Below are 17,299 nucleotides of genomic sequence, written 5' to 3'. Positions count from 1 at the left end.
CTTACCTTCTCTGGTTCTCTTTCAGAAAAGCGATCATCGTCTCGACGGGGATCAAGAATCCCACCGAATCCGTTCCCCGGAGGCGGCCCTTGACCATGCCGATGAGGTTTCCCTCGACATCGAAGACCGGGCTGCCGCTGCTGCCCGGCAGGACTTCCATGTTGACCTGCCACAGGGGAAGATCCTTGACCCGTCTCGGCGGTCCGTTGACGAACCCGCTGTAGACCGTGCCGTTCAGGTTCTCCGGACAGCCGACGGTGAAGAGTCGCTCCCCCATGCCGACCAGGTTCCGTCCGCCGGTCAGCGGGATATAGGCGTCAAGGCGGGCCGGGACCTGAAGGAGCACGAGGTCGCGGCGCGGATCCATCCTGACGATGCGGGCCTCCATGCGGCCGCCGTCGTAGAACACGGCATTCATGGCTTGGATCTGCTTGAGGTCGTGGGCCGTGCAGAGGATCAGGCCGGACTTGTCCACGACAAATCCCGAAAACTGCACCGTCCGCTCCTTCAACACTGCCGTAACACAGACGACGGATTCGATTCTGGCCAGGATCGGATTGGGAATCGCCAGGTTGGACGATCCATCGGAGGCCGCAGGCCCCCTGTCGGCGAACCCCTCCGTTGCCGGAAGGCGCTGCCGCCCCATGATATCCCTCAGATAGGCTTCCCCGGTCCGGCCCCCGGCCGCACCGGAGGCCTGCACCTGGGTCGCCAGGGCCGACCGGGGCGCCAGGATGAACCGCAGGGTTTCCTCCCCCTTCTGCGCTTTCAAGGCCGTCATCCCCATGGCAAGGGGGCTTTTGAGAACAACAAAACCGCGCTGCTCAAGCCCCGCTTTAATCCGGGCCTCCATCTCCGCCGCGGGCAGGGGAAACACCTCTCCGGTGTCCACCCCCTGACCTTGGCACACCGCCGGCATCAGCAGTGGAAAGATCAGGAGGCAACCGATCACTATTTGATGAAGTCCAGATTTCAGCATTTTGCGAGCACTGCAACATCCTGTTGAGGTTAGTGATGTACCTGCCCCATCGGTTCCTACCCGGGGATCTCGGTAGTGAAAGTCCACTGATAATCCGACGCCATGCCCACCCCCCTGGTATCTCTCGCGGACCGGAATATGGTGGCGCGGACAATTGTGCCGAAAGGCAACGGCAATTCCGTCTCGTTTATTCTGAATGTGGCGGTTCTGCCGCTTACGCTAACGCTCCCCGAGAGATCCAAAAATACCCCATCCGTAAAATATTCAACGATGAAGGCCTGAGGAATCGTCGCCGGGTCCATCTCCCTGGAAAAAACCGCGCTGATACTCGAAATACCGCTATCGACGCCTTGCTGACCGCTTGCAGGAGAGGTAGATACCACGGTGGGCGGTGGATAGGTGACGATCACCCTGCCATCCTCCGTGTCCGACAGCGGGGGATCCTGGTTGTCGCTCGCCCGGAACGTGACGATATGGATGCCGATGTCGGGGATGTCGGGCCGCCAGCGAAAAACCTGGTTCTCGAAAGTCGACCCCTCCGGCGGCCGGATCACGTCATAGGTCAGGGGGTCCCCGTCGGGATCAATGGCGGTCACGGTGAACGATATTTCCTGACTGACGCTCAGATCGATGGTCCGGGTGCCGATGGGGGACATCACCGGCGGACGGTTCACATCCCCCACGGTGATGGTGATGGTTTCGGCGTCGCTCAGCGAATCTTCCCGAACATCGGAGACAATGAACGTGACCGGGTAATTTCCCGCGTCCTCGAACCCCGTCTGCCAGGTGAACCGCTGGGTCTGGGGGTCGAAGGCCGCCCCGGGGGGCAGATTCTCGGCGCTGTAGACCAGCGGATCATTGTCCGGGTCCCTCCCCGTGACGACGATTTCCAGGAGCGCCCCCTCATCCACCGACCGGTTGCCGATGGGGTTCAACTCCGGCGGGCGGTTGCCGGTCCCCACCGTGATGGTGATCTCCTCGCTGTCGCCTAAGGGCGGCTCGCCGTCATCGGCAACGCTGTAGAGCACCGTGTGGGTGCCGATGTCACCTGTCCCGGGCTGCCAGGAGAAGGTCTGGCCCTGGGGGTCGAACAACGCCCCGGTCGGCAGATTGGCGGCGCTGAAGGTCAGGTTGTCGCCGTCCGGATCCCTGGCGGTGACAACGATCTCCAGAATCTCCCCCTGGTCCACCTCCCGGTTGCCGATGGGATCCAGTATCGGCGGGCGGTTGACGTTCCCCACCGTGATGGCCGCCGATTTGGAATCGCTTCCGGGCGGATTCCCGTCGTCGGTCACCCTGAAGGTCACGGTGTAGTTCCCGGAATCCTCGAACCCTGTTTCCCAGGTGAAATTGCCGGTCGCCGGATTGAAGGAAGCGCCCCTGGGGAGATCGCCCGCGCTGAAAGCCAGCGTATCCCCCGGGTCCGGATCGGAGGCGGTCACCGCAAAGGAGACGGTCTCCCCCTCGTCGATCCGGTAATTTCCCGGAGGGGCCATGGTGGGCGGGCCGTTGACGTCTCCCACGAGGATATTGATGGTTTCGGCATCGCTGGCGGGGTCGCCCTCCCAGTCATCCACCACCCGGAAAAAGACCTGGAAAGCGCCGGCATCCGTGAAGCCCGGAGTCCAGGAAAACACCCCGGTCTCCGCATCAAAGACGGCCCCCCGGGGAAGAACGCCGGTTTCAAATGTAAGGGTCTGAGCCGCATCCGGGTCCTCGGCCGTTACCGTAAAAAGAAGAAGTTCACCCTCCAGCACGGTTTTGTCCCCGATGGGCGGCTCAATGCGCGGCTCCCGGTTCTTCACCTGAAGTAAGATGACGGGCCCCACGGCGTTGACCTGGTTCGGCAGCACTGTTACGCCCGTAACCTCGCCGCTGAAGATCATAACCCCGCCCTCATCAAAGGCATTGACCTGGACCGTGTAGCCTATCCCGGCCGGGACGTCTGAAACGGTGCCGGTGCCGCCCGTGCAGTCGAAAGGACCGCCCTGGGCGATCTCGTTCCCCGAGGCGTCTTTCACCAGGATCTCGATGGTGTCGATGTGGTTGCCGACGCAGTCGAATTCAGCGCCCGTCTGCTTGAGCCCGTAGCCATCCATTCCACTTTCGTCTATCTGGAGGGTCAGCAGGATCTGACCGCTTCCCGTCGGGGACCCGGATTCCTGTGACCCACCTCCCCCGCCGCTGCATGACAACATGAGGAAGACAAGGCAGATCGTCCCCAACATGCCATACCATCTGGCCGTATGAAATCGTTTTATATTCCTCATGGCGCTCCCTCCATATCGTAAGGTTGTCCCGTTCCGTGCATCATTTTCACCAGCTCACGGAGATATCCCCCCTGCCGTCGCCCGCATCCGCCTCTTCCCGGTCTCCGGTGCTGCCGGTTCTCTGTTCCTGCTCCGCCTCGTGATGATCCCTGACCTGGGCGCTCCGGATGCCGGTTTCCGCCATTTCTGCCAATCCCGATGCGTCCATCTCGCCCAGCTCGCCGATTCCGGGGGCATTCTCACCCGGGCAGTGATCGAGGCCCTGTCGGGCCAGGGAGAAGCCGGGGTCCGCGGTCAGGGCGCAGCGGTAATATTCCCGGGCATCCTTCCATTGACCCTTGTCCTGTGCATCCAGGGCCTGCCCGTAGCAGATCACGGCGGGGTAGCTGGTGGTATGGTATTTGTCGATGACCTGTTTTTCGGCCTGGGTCGGAGAGATCTTCAGGATGCCCAGGAGATTCGAAACGATCTCCTTTTCGAGCTTGAAAAAGTTTTCCTCTTCATCGGCCGCGGGGAATGTGGCGATCACATCCTTTTTCACGGTGGAGGCAACGGAGGTTTCACTCTGGATGCTACCCGAAGCGAGGGTGCCGATCACCAGGCTTTCCGCCCCCAGAAGTCTGCCGGTCCTGGGTGCGGTGCCCGGGTCGATCACATCGGTGCGGCCCAGGGCCATCTCTTCGAGGAGATACTGCACCCTCAGGCGTTCCACCACGGTGAGAGACTTCACCTGCGACAGATCGGTGATGATCATGGCCGCCAGCGCTTTCTGGAGATAGCGGAACTGCTGGTCCGGGGTGGCGTCGTAATAATAGAAAACCGCAACGCTTCCAGGCTGAGGCGCCTGCGTCTGCAGCGATTCCTCGTCTGCGACGGCTTTTTTGGCCAGCTTTATGCTCTGGCTGATTTCAAGCAGCGTCAACTGCTGGTTGACGGCCTCCTGAACCCTGGGATGCTCCGGATCGTGGTGCCGGCGCCAGTTTCGGGCGGCGCTTTCGCCGTTTCCCCTCCGGAGTTCGGCCAGTCCCAGGTAATAGCGGGCGTCCGGGTCGTCCGGCAGGATTTCCAGCGCCCTTGTCAGCTCCAGGGCGGCCGGCTCGGCCTGCCCGTTCTTGTAATAGGCGATTCCCAGCAGCTTCCTCGCCTCCCCGTCATCCGGGTTTTCCGAAACCGCTTTCTCGAAATTTTGAATGGCGGCGCCATAATTGCCGAATCCCAACTGCACCTCTCCTGCCATTTTGCTCGAACAGCCGAAGCCGAAAAACAGCAGCGCCATCAGGACGAACGCTTGGATAAAAATAATTTTCCTCATGTTTCACCTACCTTCCGGAAGTAGTGGTTGCATGGACATCATATCAACGCGGGCGGTACCACAAAGCCCCGCACGATGAGGTGTTGCATCACATCGAGCACGGAGGCCGCGATGTCGCCCCTCTCGGTTCCCATGTCCCGGGCCAGGGCGTCCACCAGGGTCCCGAGGGGCGTCCGGCCGTCGCACCCGCCCAGCAGACCGATCATCAGCCCGTCCAGATTGCCGGCGTAACGGATGCCCCCGGCGTGTCTCAGGACGGTCTTCTCGGCCCGCCACCCAGGGGCCGACGGCCTCAGGCTCTGGTCGATCCGGGCCTCGGGGGAAATCTGAAACGGGAGATCGAGCCATTCGGGGGCCGGCGTGCTGCGAAGAAAGTCCCGCAGGAGAAATCCCCGGTGCCATGCCTCGCCGGCATGCGGGCCGACGCTTTCGGCGTCTTCCGTGATCCAGAAGCCGTGATCGGACGAATGCCTGCGCCGCAGGGTGATCATGCCGGTGCTGACCGCCTCGATGCCGGCCGCTTCAAAATAGGCCATCCACGCATCCCATTTTTTTGCGTAATCCATGGGGGCCAGCTTTTCGGTTTCGGAAATCCAGTTGGCCGCGTAGGTTTCCGGATTCTGGGTCGTGAGCCGGATGACCCAGGCGTCGCACCCGCTGCCCTCGACCCACCCTTTCAGCCGATCCTGCCAGGCGCAGCCTTTCTGGTGAGCCCACTGGGCGGTGATCTGGCAGTAACCGCCCTCGGTGAGATGGGCCGGGGCCTCTCCGATCAGCGCCCTCACGAACCCGTCCCCCGTCATGCCGCCGTCCCGGAACAGAAAGCGATGATCCGGCGAAATCGCGAACGGCGGGTTCATGAGAACCAGGTCGAACCGCTCCCCCGTGACCGGTTCGAAACGGCTCCCGCATCGGAACTCGATATTCTCCAGGCCGCTCAGCATGGTGTTGAACCGGGCGATGTTGAGGGCCCGCAGGTTGATGTCCGTGGAGACGACCCGACGGCTGTGCCCCGCGCACATCATCCCCTGGATACCGCAGCCGGTCCCCAGGTCGAGGGTCCTCTCCACCGGCCTCCGGATGGTCGCGTTCATGAGGTTGAGGGAGCTGATCCCCAACCCGTGGACATGGTCCGGCCGGGTCTCGGCATCGGTTCCGCGCGTCGACGGGTCGAAGGCCGCCAGGAGGTGGCTCGTGGGGACCAGCCTGAGCGGGGCGCGCACCGAGCTTCCCGCGGCGGAAAGGAGCCCGACCTCTTCCCAGGCATCGAGGGCCATGGGCGAGACCGCCGTCCGGGCCGCATCCGCCGGGACCGCAACCCCCATGATGAACAGCCGGATGAAGACATCCAGGGGAGTTCCCCCGCGGGTCATGCTGAGCAGGCGCGGCATCTCTCGCGCCTCGACCTTGACGGGGTCCCGGGAGTGAAGGTGCCGGACCACGCCGGCCTCGGTAAAATCAGCCGCGGCAAAGACCTCCCGCATGCGGGAAATCCCCGCTTCGTCGAGCCGGAAAGGGCCGGTCGCCCCGCTATTCATGGGCGTCCCACCTTCCGGAAAGCCGCGCCGGGGGATCCGACAGGGATTGGAACCGCCCCAGCCGCACCACGTCCCGGTTTTTGATCGACAGGAGCGGCATGATCCCCATCTCGATGATCCGCAGGGCCGCAGTCTCGGTCAGGAGCACCTCGGCGCAGGGTTTGACCGCCCTCTCGCCGCCCTCCCGGAAGAGATGGAGGGGAAGCCCCCCGATCTCCAGGCCGCGCTCCGGCCGGAGATCCCAGCCGTCCCGGGAAAAAGACCGGCCCATGATGAGAAGGCAGAAGAGGGCCGGATCCCCCCACAGGTAGTCCTCGTGGCGGGGCGGCTCCCCCATCTCCTCGAAATCGAAGCCGTCCACCGGGTCCGTTTCCGGGCCATAGGGCATGCGCACCAGGAACCGGGGCAGGGCCAGACCGACACTGACCGCCTCGGGCCGGCCCCGGAGGGCCTTCAGGGCCGCGTTGACATCGGCCTCCGGCCGCCAGTCCCGGGGGTCGGGGGTTTCGGCGATGGAGGCGCACCCGATGAGCCTGCTGTCCGCAGCCGAGAGAAACGGGGCCCCCGCCGCGGCCGAGATCCGGGCCATCCGGGCCAGCACCACCACGTCCGCCGCACTGCCGACGGCATAGCAGCCCGCCGCCACCGCCCAGGGAAAAGCGCCCGGCGTGCGGACCGCCTCTTGGACCAGGAGCCTGTAGATATCGGAATCCGCGCCGTTCTCCGATCCCGAGAGGTCCGCCGAGAGCTCCGCCCAGGTAATGTCCAGAAGATGGATGCTGAGCCATTCGTCCGTTTCCAGGTCGGTCACCAATTGCCACACCCCCCGCCAGAGCGCTTCGAGCCGCTGAAAATCGGGGTGGTGGAGAATCCGGCGCATGATCTCGGAGATCATCCCCGACACGACGGTGTGGAGCGCGTCCCGGCGCGGATCCTCCGGTGCCGCCCGGCAGGAGGACGCGATCGCCCCCAGGAACCGGTCCCAGGCGGACCGGCCCGCCCCGGGTTTCGGCGCATCGACAGCTCCCTCGGCCTCGTCGAGGATCCGGTCCAGGATTCCGCCCCCCGCCTCTTGGGGGCCTTCATCGGCCTCCCTTTCCGGCGGGGCCGCCTTCCCTGTCGACCGGTCATCCCCGGTCCAGGATGCAATACGGGCCGCGGCAGATTCAACCGTCCGGGGGTCCTCCAGGTCCCTCAGCACCTGCCGGAGCTCCTGGAATACCGCGAGGGTTTCAAAGAGCCGCTCCGGGTGAAAATCTTCCAGCTCCCGGATCCGGATCGGGACGCCCGCCTCTCCGTCGCCCGCAAACCCCAGGACCAGTTCGGGGGAGAGCCCGGCCAGCACCGCCGCGCAGGTATCCCGGTCGACGGGGACGGGGCGGCGGTCCCGGAGGGATTCCGAGACCTTCCGGTTCATGCGCCCGGTAAAATCCCCCATGACGGCGATCCGGAACGGCATGTCCGAGGTTGGCCCGGACACCGGGGCATCGCCTGAGGAGGCAAGGCGGATATTGACGTCTATGGTGGATGGATCCGTAGGCATGGACAACTCCCCTTTTCCTATTGAGCCGCACGGCGCCGCATGAACCTTGCCGCCGCGCGGGCCGGGTCATTTCCGTTATGCGATGTCGAACACAAACCCCTCTCCCGCGATGGCCACGCGCACCGTCCGCATCTCCCCGCCGGCTGCCATGATCGAGAGCATCTCTTTGGACATTTCGGGCAGGAGGGTGTTGGTCAGGATGTGGTCGATGTTCCGGGCGCCGCTGTCCACCTCGGTACAGCGGCCGGCAACGGCGTCGATAATTTCGTCGCCGTAAACGAACTCGACGTTCCGGTTCTCCTTCATCCGCCGGGCGATGCGGTTCAGCTTGAGCTTCACGATGCGCCGCATGTTGGCGTCGGTGATGGGGAAATAGGGCACCACCTTGAGCCGCCCCAGGAAAGCGGGCTTGAAATGCTTCTGGAGTTCGGGTCGAAGCATTTCCGCCAGGGCCGGGGCATCGGGCATGGTCTCCTCGTCGGCGCAGACCTTCATGATCAGGTCGGTGCCCAGGTTGGAGGTCATGATGATGAGGGTGTTCTTGAAATCGATCCGCCGGCCCTCTCCGTCCTCCATCATGCCCTTGTCAAAGACCTGGTAGAAGATCTCGGTGACGTCCGTGTGGGCCTTTTCGATCTCGTCCAGCAGGACGACGCTGTAGGGCCTGCGCCGGACCGCCTCGGTGAGCACCCCGCCCTCTCCGTACCCCACATACCCCGGCGGGGACCCCTTGAGGCCCGAGACGGTGTGGGCCTCCTGGTACTCGGACATGTTGATGGTGATGACGTTCTGCTCTCCGCCGTAAAGAAGCTCGGCGAGGGCCAGGGCCGTCTCCGTCTTGCCGACCCCGCTGGGGCCCACCATCATCAGGACCGCCGTGGGCTTGGACGGGTCCTCGAGACCGGCGTGGGCGGTCTGGACCATCTGGGCGATGGCGGCAAGGGCGTGGTCCTGGCCGATGATCCGCCGGCGGAGAAGCTCCTCGATGCCCAGGACCGTCTCGATCTCGTCGGCCATCATGCGGCCGGTCGGGATGCCGGTCCAGCCGGAGATCACCTCCGAGACGACCTGGGACTCCACGGCGACCTGGACCATGGGCGCATCCCCCTGGATGGCCGCAAGCTCGAGCTCGAGGGCTTTCAGCCGGACCTGGAGATCGCCCGGCTCCGCCGCCCCGCCTTCGGCCTCGACGGCGGCCTGGATCTCCTGCTGCAGGGCCAGGATCTGCCGGGCCGCAGCCATCTCCTTTTCCCAGCGCGCGTTCAGCGCCTCGCGTTCGGTCTCCGTGTCGGCCTTCCGCACCGAAAGGGCTTCCATGCGGGCGGCGTGGTCCCTCCCCATGAGGGATTCGCGTTTCAGGATCTTCATCTCGCGGCCGATGTGGGCGATCTCCCGGTTGGCCGCCTCGATGGGCGGCGGGATGGTGTTGAGGCCGATGGCGACCCGCGCGCAGGCCGTGTCCAGTACGCTCACCGCCTTGTCCGGGAGCTGCCGGCCCGAGATGTAGCGGTGGGAGAGCCTCACCGCGTCGAGGAGGGCCTCGTCGGTGATCATGACCTTGTGGTGCTTCTCCAGAAACGGTCCCACGGCCCGCATCATGGCCAGGCAGTTGGCCTCGTCGGGCTCCTCGATCTTGACGACCTGAAACCGGCGGGTCAGGGCCGCGTCCTTTTCGAAATATTTCTTGTACTCTGCCCACGTGGTGGCCGCGATGGTCCGGAGCTCCCCCCGGGCCAGGGCCGGCTTCAGGAGGTTGGCCGCATCCCCGGACCCCTGTGCTCCGCCGGCGCCGATCAGGGTGTGGGCCTCGTCGATAAACAGGATGATGGGGATGGGAGAGGCTTTCACCTCCTGAATGACCCCCTTGAGGCGATTTTCGAACTCGCCCTTGATGCCGGCCCCGGCCTGGAGCAGCCCCAGGTCGAGGGTGTGGAGCGCAACGTTCCTGAGGGGTTCGGGGACGTCCCCTTCCACGATGCGGAGGGCAAACCCCTCGACCACGGCCGTCTTACCGACCCCGGCCTCCCCCGTGAGGATGGGGTTGTTCTGCCGCCTTCGGATCAGGATGTCCACCATCTGGCGGATCTCCACATCCCGGCCCAGAACCGGATCGATCTCGCCTTTCCGGGCCCGCTCTGTCAGGTTGATGGTGAACTGGTCCAGGGCCTTGGTGCCCGCGGGCCCCTCCTTTCGGGGGGCGCCGTCCCCGGGGGCCTGGCCGGCCTCCGCGCCCGCATCCTCCACGGAGCCCGCCACCAGGTCCATGAGGTTCCGCCCCAACTGCTCGGGGGATATCTTTTCAAAAGCGGCGGAGCTGGATTTCAGCATCCGGGCGGTCTCGTCGCTGCCTAGAAGCGCCACCAGGATGTGCCCCGACCGCACACGGGACGCCTCGTAGTCAACCGAAGCCGAGAGCCAGGCATCCTCGATCATCCGCGGGATGCGGGGCGAGAGGGCGGGGTTCCGGGCGTTGCCGGTCTTGAACCCCTCCATGGCCCGCGTCAGGTCGGCAATCAGCCGCGAGGTGTTGATCTCGAAATACCGCAGGATCTTCTCAAAATCCGTGTTGGGGATGTCGAGCAGCTTGATGAAAAAATGCTCGATCTCCACTTCATAGTGGGTTTGGGACAGGCACAGACCCGCGGCGGCTTCCAGCGCCTGGCGGCAGGTGGCGTTCAATTTCGCGATGAGCGATTTCAGGTTGGATCCGGGCATGGGGACGCTCCTTTCTTTTGCGCGCCGGTCTTGGCGCGCGGGTCTTGGCGCACGGGGTTGATGCGGCGCGGGGTCGGCCATCGCCGCGCTGTCTGATGCCACGCTGTCCATGGCTGTTCGACCCTGGGATCAGCCACATTCGGGTTGAAATCTTTCCGGCCGCTCGCCGCCGCCGCTGAAACAGGGTCGGGGAGGAACGGCCCTCAGGGGTTATGGTCCGGAAACGTGACATGCGGATCCGCGGCGTGCACGAAATCCGGATGCCTGATCCATGTGGACCAGCCCAGCCGGGAGGCGGACGGGGCGTCGGACCCCAGGATGCAACCCGGGACCTCCTCCCGCTTCAGGTGCACGCGGATCTCCAGTTCAAACTCGATGCCGGCCTGATATCTCACCAGCGCGAAGATCGGCCGAAGCAGGCTGCCGGTGGGAATGAAATCCAGAAACCGGCGGTAGTGCATGGGCCCCAGGTTGACGCGGAATTTCGTCTGGTTTTCCCAGACGTAGCTCCCGCAGACCGTATCCTCCCCCAGCCGGCTGTTGGCCGCGCCGATCCGGGTCCGGTCCTCCTCGCTGAGGGGCAGCATCCGGTTGATAAAGGGCTCGACCCGCGCGGGGACGTCGGCCAGGTATTCCACCGCCGCCTCGATGGCGATGGCAGAGGGGACGGTCCGGGAAAGCAGCCCGGAATAAAAGAGCAGGCACTCCTCGGGAAGGCCCATGCGGCCCGAGAGGCCCGGAGTCCCCAGGCCGATCAGCGAAAAGAGATGCCTTGACAGCCGGTCCCGCGCCCCGGAAAGGTAATTTTCAGGAAACCGGTGTTTCTTCCATGCCAGGTAGAAGAGAGAAATCATCCGGTGGTGAAACATGTCATAAAACGCGGTGACGGCGAAATCCTTTTCCCGGTTCCGCTCCAGCGCCAGTTCATTGTACCAGTCCGGAAGGATGCCGTTGGGGCCGATCAGCCCCATGAAGGTGACCGACATCTCCGGCACCCGACCGTCTGCGGCCGCTCGAAGGCCCGAGATGTCGGAGGCCGGAAAGGCAAAGCCGGGTTTGACGCTGAACCGCACCGCCTCCTCGCCCGGGGTCAGGGCTTCCCCCAGCCGTTTCCTGTCCGGCGCCAGGGCCTCCAGGAGGCTCACCGCCTTGAAGAAGGAAAACCGGAAGATCTCGCGGAACAGCCGGGCCGCGAGGCTCTCTCCGGAGGGCTTCCCGCGCCGGGCGTCTTTCTGGTGAAGCGGCATCTCGGATGTCATTTCCCACCCTGCTCGTCCAAGGGTCAATGGCTTAAATGAGGATGCGATCGCCGCTCCTGGGCGACCATCGCTTGACGGCATCCTTCTTCTGAAGGGTTTTCACCACCAGCTGGGAAAACGAGTTGACGGATACGTATTGCCCGAGAAACCGCTCCAGGACCGCCGAAAACAGAAACAGGCCCGCACCGACATATTTGTCCTCGTCGAAGGTCACGGTGGTCTGAACCCCGCGGCAGAAGGACCGGCCGACGCGCTTGGTCACGTACCGGGACGTGAGGCCCGCGATGCCCTGGATCTGCTGCCGCGTCGCCGCAGAATTTTCGAAATCGTACAGGCTCAGGATCTCTTTGAAGGCATCCTCCCCCCCGGCCACCAGGGACATGTAGTTGAGGGAGAGATGGGAGATCAGCCGCCACTGGAGCGCGCCATCCAGAAACGGGCGGCGGGTCGCCGTCGGTTTGATCAGGCTGCTGATCCGGGCCACCGGGGCCGCCGTCTCCAGGTCGAAGTCCCCCTCGGGGTCCCCGAAAGGCAGGCGGCCGGGAAGGTCCCGGTTCGTGCAGGTCACATGAACCGTCAGGATCTCCACCCCGGGACCCGCCGGTTGGAGGCCGAGGTCCGTAAAGGAGAGGAGGAGATCGGTTCCCGCGTCTCCCTTCTTGCCCGACAGGCGCCGTTTGAGGTGCCAGAAGACCTTCCGGTCCTCCCCCCGTCCTTCGCCCAGATGATGCCGAATGGAATAGAACGGCTTGAACTCGATGGATGTTTCGGCATGTTCCGCCGAAGCCGCGATCACCCTGTCCACGCAGAAGACCTCGGTGGCCTCCTGCCTCCGGATGTCCGGTATCACCGCGTAATCGGGCTTTCGGTGATCCACCCGGATGGGCTCGGCGATCCGGCTGAAGAGATTGATCGCCGGTGAGGCGTTCAGTTGGAAGGTATTCCGGTCGACGGGCAGCCTGGCCCTGAGCGTCGTATCCAGGTAGATCAGGATGCGCAGGGCATCGGCCAGATCGTACCCGGCCAGGTGCTCCAGCCCCGCAAGGTCGAAGAACAGGAATTTTTCGGGAAAGGCAAAATATTCAAAAAGCATGAGGTATCCGGGAAAGGACCGCTTCGTATGGGGCAGAATCTCTTCATCCCGCGCAAATCCCACCGGCTGTATGGCGTCCGCGGAAAGTGTGACGCGGATCGTTTTGCCGTCCCTGCCCTGGACCTCGCATTCGACGTGGCAGACATGGTTGAAGATGAGTTCATAGAGGAGGAATACATGCTGGTGCTGCCCCTGAAGGAAAAACCGGACGCGGTCCCAGGCCAGCTCCGACACCTGGATGTCGTTGAAGGTCTTGAGACCGATGGAAAGAACCTGCTGCGCGCCGTTGACCAGTCGCTCAGGATCGCCCATGGACGCGGAGACGACCTCCACGGGCCAGATCGTCACGTCCTGGGAGGTGGTGAACTGGCACGGCACCCCCTTGACCGGCTTTGAAAAGAGCCGGGTTCCCCGGGGCAAGCGGCTGCCGACCGGCGGGATGTTCTGGGGGATGGGCGCGAAGGTGACGATGGTCATGGAGGGGATCGGCCGGACATAGTGGGGATAGACGATATTGAGGATGGCCTCGGTGATCTCGGGAAAATCGTCATCGATTTTCTTGTGGATGCGCCCGCTGATGAAGGCGAATGCCTCGATCAGCCGCTCGGTGTGCGGGTCTTCACACTTATCCGCCTCCAGGAGAAGACGGCCGGCAATCTTGGGATACTTCCCCGCAAACTCGGCCCCCATCCTGCGAATGAAGGTCAGTTCCCGCTCGTAGTAGGAAAGCAGTTGGTCTTCCATACTCACCCCGCATCACTTCCGATAGAGGATTGGGAGCAAAAGCCATGGCCCGGGTCCGGGCCGGTTTCCGGTTCAGCCCCTGTGTCTGTCCGCCGCCGCCCTCACCCCGACACCACATAGTTCCCCCGTTTGGCATCGTAGTAGGAATCGAAGACCACCGGCTCGGACAGGGGCTCCACCACCAGAACGCCTGCGATCCTGAAGCTGAAAACCCGCTCCCGCTTTACGGAGGTGTCCAGCCGGACGGCGACATTCCTCAGACGGGGCTCGAATCTGGCGATGGCCTGCTCGATGGCCTGCAGGAGCCTTCTCTGAAAAACAGGGCTTCTCGGGTTTTCCGACGAAAAATCCGGAAGCCCGTACATGTGAAGCGACCGGTTCACCTCTTCGAGGCCCGGGGGCGGGACCGTGATCTTCCGCCGCGTATTCATCAGGTTCTCCAGATCCCGGACCACGGACGCACGGATCTGGTCGCTGTCGAACAATCTGCGCTGAACAGCCTCGCGCGACAGTTGGGGCTCGGTGTCCACCAGTCTGTCCAGCACAGATGCCTGCGCATTCGCACGATGTTTATCCACCATCGGACCGGCTCATATCTGTTTCACGCATCGGGGCCTATACCGGTTTGTTGGCCTTCAGGTCCCATCCCGCCGGCACATTTCCGCCGGCAGTCCCGTCTTCACGCTTCTGCTTGGTATAGGTCTGTTCGATCTTCCCGTAGTTGAAGGAGACGCTTTCGGTGGAATCCCCGCTCCCGCTCCCGCCGACGCTGACGTTGCTGATGATGACATCCGCCATCTTGTATTCCATGAATTTCAATTTTTCATCCCCTGCGGCTCGGCAGAGTTCCAGGATGACCTCCTTGATGTGGTCCCCTTTGGCACAGGCCTTGAAAAGCAGGGGGGACGCGGAATCCATCGTTTTCACGATGTTGAAATCCGCAAAATCCACCCGCTGGGTCGACCCTCCTCCGGAGGTGCTCGCCGACGCCGAGGCCTGCTGGTTGCAGCCCCAACTGAAGGAGAGGATCTCGATCCACTCCTTGTGCTTGTCATCCGTGCTCTCTCCTTTGATCCCGTCGATTTTTAAAAATACATCCGCTGGCATGGTGGCCTCCTTTACGCTTTGGGTTGAATATACCGCCTGCGCCGCGTCGACGCCCGCACCCGCCGCCTATCCCTTGGCGGGCGGGGGCAGCTCCGACACCAGACGCAGCGACACCGTCAGTTCATCCAGTTGATAATGCGGCTTCAGGAACGCCACCGCACGGTATGCGCCCGGCTTTCCGGGGATTTCGCTGACATCCACCCGGGCCTCCCGGAGCGGATACCGGGCCTTGGTTTCCTGGCCCGCGTCATCATCCAGAAGAACATAGTTGCTGATCCACCGGTTCAGGAAATCCTGGGCGTTTTTCCGGGTCATGAAGGACCCGATCTTGTCCCGCATGATCGATTTCAGGTAATGAGCGAACCGCGACACGGCCAGGATGTACTGGAGCTGGGAGGAGAGGCGGGCGTTGGCGTTGGCGAAATCCGTGTCGTAAACCTTGGGCTTGTTGGCGGTCTGGGTACTGAAAAAGGCCGCGTAGTCGGTCCCCTTGCAGTGGACCAGCGGGATGAACCCCAGGTCCGCCAGCTCCTTTTCCCGCCGGTCGGTGATGGCGATCTCGGTGGGGCACTTGAGGGCGACCTCCCCCTCGTCTGTCCGGAAGGTGTGGGTGGGCAGCCCCTCGACCAGGCCGCCGCCTTCCACCCCCCGGATGGCGGCGCACCAACTGTATTTGGCAAAGGCATCCGTGAGGCGCGTCCCGAGGGCCCAGGCCGCGTTGCCCCACAGATATTTCCCGTGGTCGGTACCGTCCACGTTCTCCTCGAAATTGAAGGATTCCGTGGGCACGGTCGCCTGTCCGTAAGGAAGCCGCATGAGGATATGGGGGAGCGCCAGCCCCACGTAGCGGGAATCCTCAGAATCCCGGAACGACTTCCATTTGGCGTATTCCACGCTCTGGAAGGTCTTGGCCATGTCCCTGGGGTTTCCGATCTCCGTGAAGCTGTCCAGATTGAACAGCTTGGGGGACCCGGCCGAGATAAACGGCGCATGGGCCGCCGCCGCCACATGAGACATCTCCTCGAGCAGCGCCATATCCTGGGGGTGGTTGCTGAACTCGTAGTCGCCGATGAGGGCGCCGTAGGCAGCCCCGCCGAACATGCCGAACTCCTCCTCGTAGATCTTTTTGAACAGCGCCGACTGGTCGAATTCGCTGGCTTTTTCAAAATCCTTGAGGAGGTCTTTTTTGGAGACGTTCATCACCCGGATCTTCATCCGTTCTCCGGTTTCCGACTGGTGCACCAGGTAATGCAGCCCCCTCCAGGAGGCCTCCAGCCGCTGAAACTCCTCGGCATGCATCACCTCGTTGAGCTGCTCGGAGATGAGCGTGTCGATCTGGGCGATCCTGGCGTTGATCATGGCCTCGGTGTCCCTGGCGATGGTCATCGTGCCTTCCATGATCTGACTCACGAACTCTCCGATGAGGTCCCTGGCCCGCTCCTTGTAGCTTTCCTCCCGTGCCATGCGGCCTTCCTGAATGATCGTGTCCAGAAGACTCGGCTCCTCCTGGATCTCTTCCGTGCGTGCGGCCTCAGGCTGCGCTTGTTGTTCATTTTCGGCCATATCGCCCCTCCTTGGTGGGTTCATGGGTTATGCTCTTCAGCCCTTGGGTTCCTCTTTCGGCGCCGCGACGCCGGCGGCCTCCCCCAGTTTCTGCAGGGACTCGGTGTTGGACAGGACATCCTGGAGCAGCTCATCAAGACGGTCGTTGCCGTCGAGCTTGGTCAGGAGCTCCGAGAGCCGCCCCCGGGTCTCGACCAGTTTCCGCAGCGGGTCGATCTGCTCGGCCACCTTCTCCGGATGGAAATCGTCGATATTCTTGAACCGGAGATCCACCGCCATCTTGGATCCGTCCCCGGTCAGGCGGTTCTCGACCCGGTATGCCAGGCGGGGCGCCATGCCTTCCATGACATTGTTGAAGTTGTCCCGGTCGATTTCGATGAATTTCCGGTCTTTCAACTTGGGCAGCGGCTCCTCGGGCTTCCCTGTAAGATCGGCCAGCACGCCGACGACAAAGGGAATCTCTTTCATTTCGATCGCGTCCCCGATCTCCACGTCATAGGTGATATGCACCCGGGGAGACCGGACCCGATCGAGGGTGTGTTGCCTGCTTTCTCTGGCCATGGTTCCTCCTTTCCAAACAAAACGGAACGTCTTGATTCGCGTGATCTCTAGTCGAGGGCCTGGGTCACATCCAGCGTGCAGATCCTTTTCAGAAGGTCCCTGGCCCGGAAGGCGTCGTCGCTGTCCGGCGCTGCCGTCATCAAGCACTGGCGGAGGGTGTCCAGGACATCGGCGATCCAGATGGGGGACTCCCACCGGCTTAGGTTCATCTCCTCGACGAGGGCGCTGAGCTCCTCGATCAGGGGTCTTGCGAGATCCGGCCGGCGGGCCTTCAGGCAGAGCTTGGCCATCAAAAGCCGGTACCGGCTCTTCTGTCGGGGCGAAACCGCCGTGTAGGCGGCACCCATCAACTGCGCCAGGGCCGGTTTCAGCCCCGATGACTTCAGCTGCCCCAGGGCGTCCCGCCAGACAGCCTCCTCGATCGCCCCGGAATCCGACAGGCGGGCGGCCGGATACACGGGAAGGGGGGCACCGGCGCCTGCGGCCGCGCCGCAGTGCATGAAGTCAAAGTGCGACGAATGCTCGATCCGAACCTGTGGGCAACGACGCTATCCGCAACTGATGCCGCGTTTTTCATCGACCCCTTGGGCTTGCTACACGGCGGCAGCGCCACGT

General features: G+C 63.4%; 13 protein-coding genes. All 13 read right to left on the bottom strand.

Translation table 11 applies throughout. From position 1 onward, the window contains the following. Window position 1: 1 nt before the first annotated feature. Window positions 2-892 carry a serine protease gene (locus ACEW8N_RS13955; RefSeq protein ID WP_373500444.1) on the bottom strand — a complete coding sequence of 297 codons (891 nt, stop codon included), beginning with the start codon at window positions 890-892 and terminating at the stop codon, window positions 2-4. A gap of 143 nt (window positions 893-1,035) precedes the next feature. After that, window positions 1,036-3,249 carry a putative Ig domain-containing protein gene (locus ACEW8N_RS13950; RefSeq protein WP_373500443.1) on the bottom strand — a complete coding sequence of 738 codons (2,214 nt, stop codon included), beginning with the start codon at window positions 3,247-3,249 and terminating at the stop codon, window positions 1,036-1,038. 46 nt (window positions 3,250-3,295) lie between these two features. After that, the gene (locus ACEW8N_RS13945; RefSeq protein WP_373500442.1) at window positions 3,296-4,561 is read right to left on the bottom strand and encodes a tetratricopeptide repeat protein; all 1,266 of its coding nucleotides are present in this window, start codon (window positions 4,559-4,561) and stop codon (window positions 3,296-3,298) included. Window positions 4,562-4,599: 38 nt separating this feature from the next. Further along, entirely contained in the window at window positions 4,600-6,099 is a 1,500-nt protein-coding gene (locus ACEW8N_RS13940) for a methyltransferase (RefSeq protein WP_373500441.1), read from the bottom strand. Continuing rightward, entirely contained in the window at window positions 6,092-7,642 is a 1,551-nt protein-coding gene (locus ACEW8N_RS13935) for a type VI secretion system contractile sheath domain-containing protein (RefSeq protein ID WP_373500440.1), read from the bottom strand. The genes ACEW8N_RS13940 and ACEW8N_RS13935 overlap by 8 nt, the downstream gene beginning before the upstream one ends. A 75-nt stretch (window positions 7,643-7,717) precedes the next feature. Further along, window positions 7,718-10,357 carry a type VI secretion system ATPase TssH gene (tssH, locus tag ACEW8N_RS13930; protein WP_373500439.1) on the bottom strand — a complete coding sequence of 880 codons (2,640 nt, stop codon included), beginning with the start codon at window positions 10,355-10,357 and terminating at the stop codon, window positions 7,718-7,720. Between the two features lie 203 nt (window positions 10,358-10,560). Beyond that, complete coding sequence (tssG, locus tag ACEW8N_RS13925) at window positions 10,561-11,616, bottom strand: type VI secretion system baseplate subunit TssG (protein ID WP_373500438.1); 1,056 nt, start codon at window positions 11,614-11,616, stop codon at window positions 10,561-10,563. Between the two features lie 31 nt (window positions 11,617-11,647). Next, window positions 11,648-13,453 carry a type VI secretion system baseplate subunit TssF gene (tssF, locus tag ACEW8N_RS13920; protein WP_373500437.1) on the bottom strand — a complete coding sequence of 602 codons (1,806 nt, stop codon included), beginning with the start codon at window positions 13,451-13,453 and terminating at the stop codon, window positions 11,648-11,650. Between the two features lie 101 nt (window positions 13,454-13,554). Then, entirely contained in the window at window positions 13,555-13,998 is a 444-nt protein-coding gene (gene tssE, locus ACEW8N_RS13915) for a type VI secretion system baseplate subunit TssE (RefSeq protein ID WP_373500436.1), read from the bottom strand. A gap of 70 nt (window positions 13,999-14,068) precedes the next feature. Next, window positions 14,069-14,560, bottom strand: a complete 492-nt coding sequence (locus ACEW8N_RS13910) for an Hcp family type VI secretion system effector (RefSeq protein WP_373500435.1) — start codon at window positions 14,558-14,560, stop codon at window positions 14,069-14,071. A gap of 66 nt (window positions 14,561-14,626) precedes the next feature. Continuing rightward, a complete protein-coding gene (gene tssC / locus ACEW8N_RS13905) occupies window positions 14,627-16,123 on the bottom strand; it encodes a type VI secretion system contractile sheath large subunit (RefSeq protein ID WP_373500434.1) in 1,497 nt (498 codons plus the stop codon). Between the two features lie 36 nt (window positions 16,124-16,159). Next, window positions 16,160-16,684, bottom strand: coding sequence for a type VI secretion system contractile sheath small subunit (gene tssB / locus ACEW8N_RS13900; protein WP_373500433.1), 525 nt, complete (start codon window positions 16,682-16,684; stop codon window positions 16,160-16,162). A gap of 47 nt (window positions 16,685-16,731) precedes the next feature. Further along, the gene (locus tag ACEW8N_RS13895) at window positions 16,732-17,184 is read right to left on the bottom strand and encodes a type VI secretion system domain-containing protein (RefSeq protein ID WP_373500432.1); all 453 of its coding nucleotides are present in this window, start codon (window positions 17,182-17,184) and stop codon (window positions 16,732-16,734) included. Window positions 17,185-17,299: the final 115 nt, after the last annotated feature.

The sequence above is a fragment of the Desulfococcus sp. genome, assembly GCF_041737845.1.
Taxonomy (GTDB): Bacteria; Desulfobacterota; Desulfobacteria; order Desulfobacterales; family Desulfococcaceae; genus Desulfococcus.
The sequence above is the reverse complement of the archived record's forward strand: the minus strand, read 5'-3'. Positions and strand labels throughout refer to the sequence as shown.

Bases quoted from the DNA above. Each gene is read 5' to 3' on its own strand.
- ACEW8N_RS13950 (WP_373500443.1), bottom strand. From the start codon at position 3,249: ATGAGGAATATAAAACGATTTCATACGGCCAGATGGTATGGCATGTTG.
- ACEW8N_RS13945 (WP_373500442.1), bottom strand. From the start codon at position 4,561: ATGAGGAAAATTATTTTTATCCAAGCGTTCGTCCTGATGGCGCTGCTG.
- ACEW8N_RS13940 (WP_373500441.1), bottom strand. From the start codon at position 6,099: ATGAATAGCGGGGCGACCGGCCCTTTCCGGCTCGACGAAGCGGGGATT.
- ACEW8N_RS13935 (WP_373500440.1), bottom strand. From the start codon at position 7,642: ATGCCTACGGATCCATCCACCATAGACGTCAATATCCGCCTTGCCTCC.
- tssH (WP_373500439.1), bottom strand. From the start codon at position 10,357: ATGCCCGGATCCAACCTGAAATCGCTCATCGCGAAATTGAACGCCACC.
- tssG (WP_373500438.1), bottom strand. From the start codon at position 11,616: ATGACATCCGAGATGCCGCTTCACCAGAAAGACGCCCGGCGCGGGAAG.
- tssF (WP_373500437.1), bottom strand. From the start codon at position 13,453: ATGGAAGACCAACTGCTTTCCTACTACGAGCGGGAACTGACCTTCATT.
- ACEW8N_RS13910 (WP_373500435.1), bottom strand. From the start codon at position 14,560: ATGCCAGCGGATGTATTTTTAAAAATCGACGGGATCAAAGGAGAGAGC.
- tssC (WP_373500434.1), bottom strand. From the start codon at position 16,123: ATGGCCGAAAATGAACAACAAGCGCAGCCTGAGGCCGCACGCACGGAA.
- tssB (WP_373500433.1), bottom strand. From the start codon at position 16,684: ATGGCCAGAGAAAGCAGGCAACACACCCTCGATCGGGTCCGGTCTCCC.
- ACEW8N_RS13895 (WP_373500432.1), bottom strand. From the start codon at position 17,184: ATGCACTGCGGCGCGGCCGCAGGCGCCGGTGCCCCCCTTCCCGTGTAT.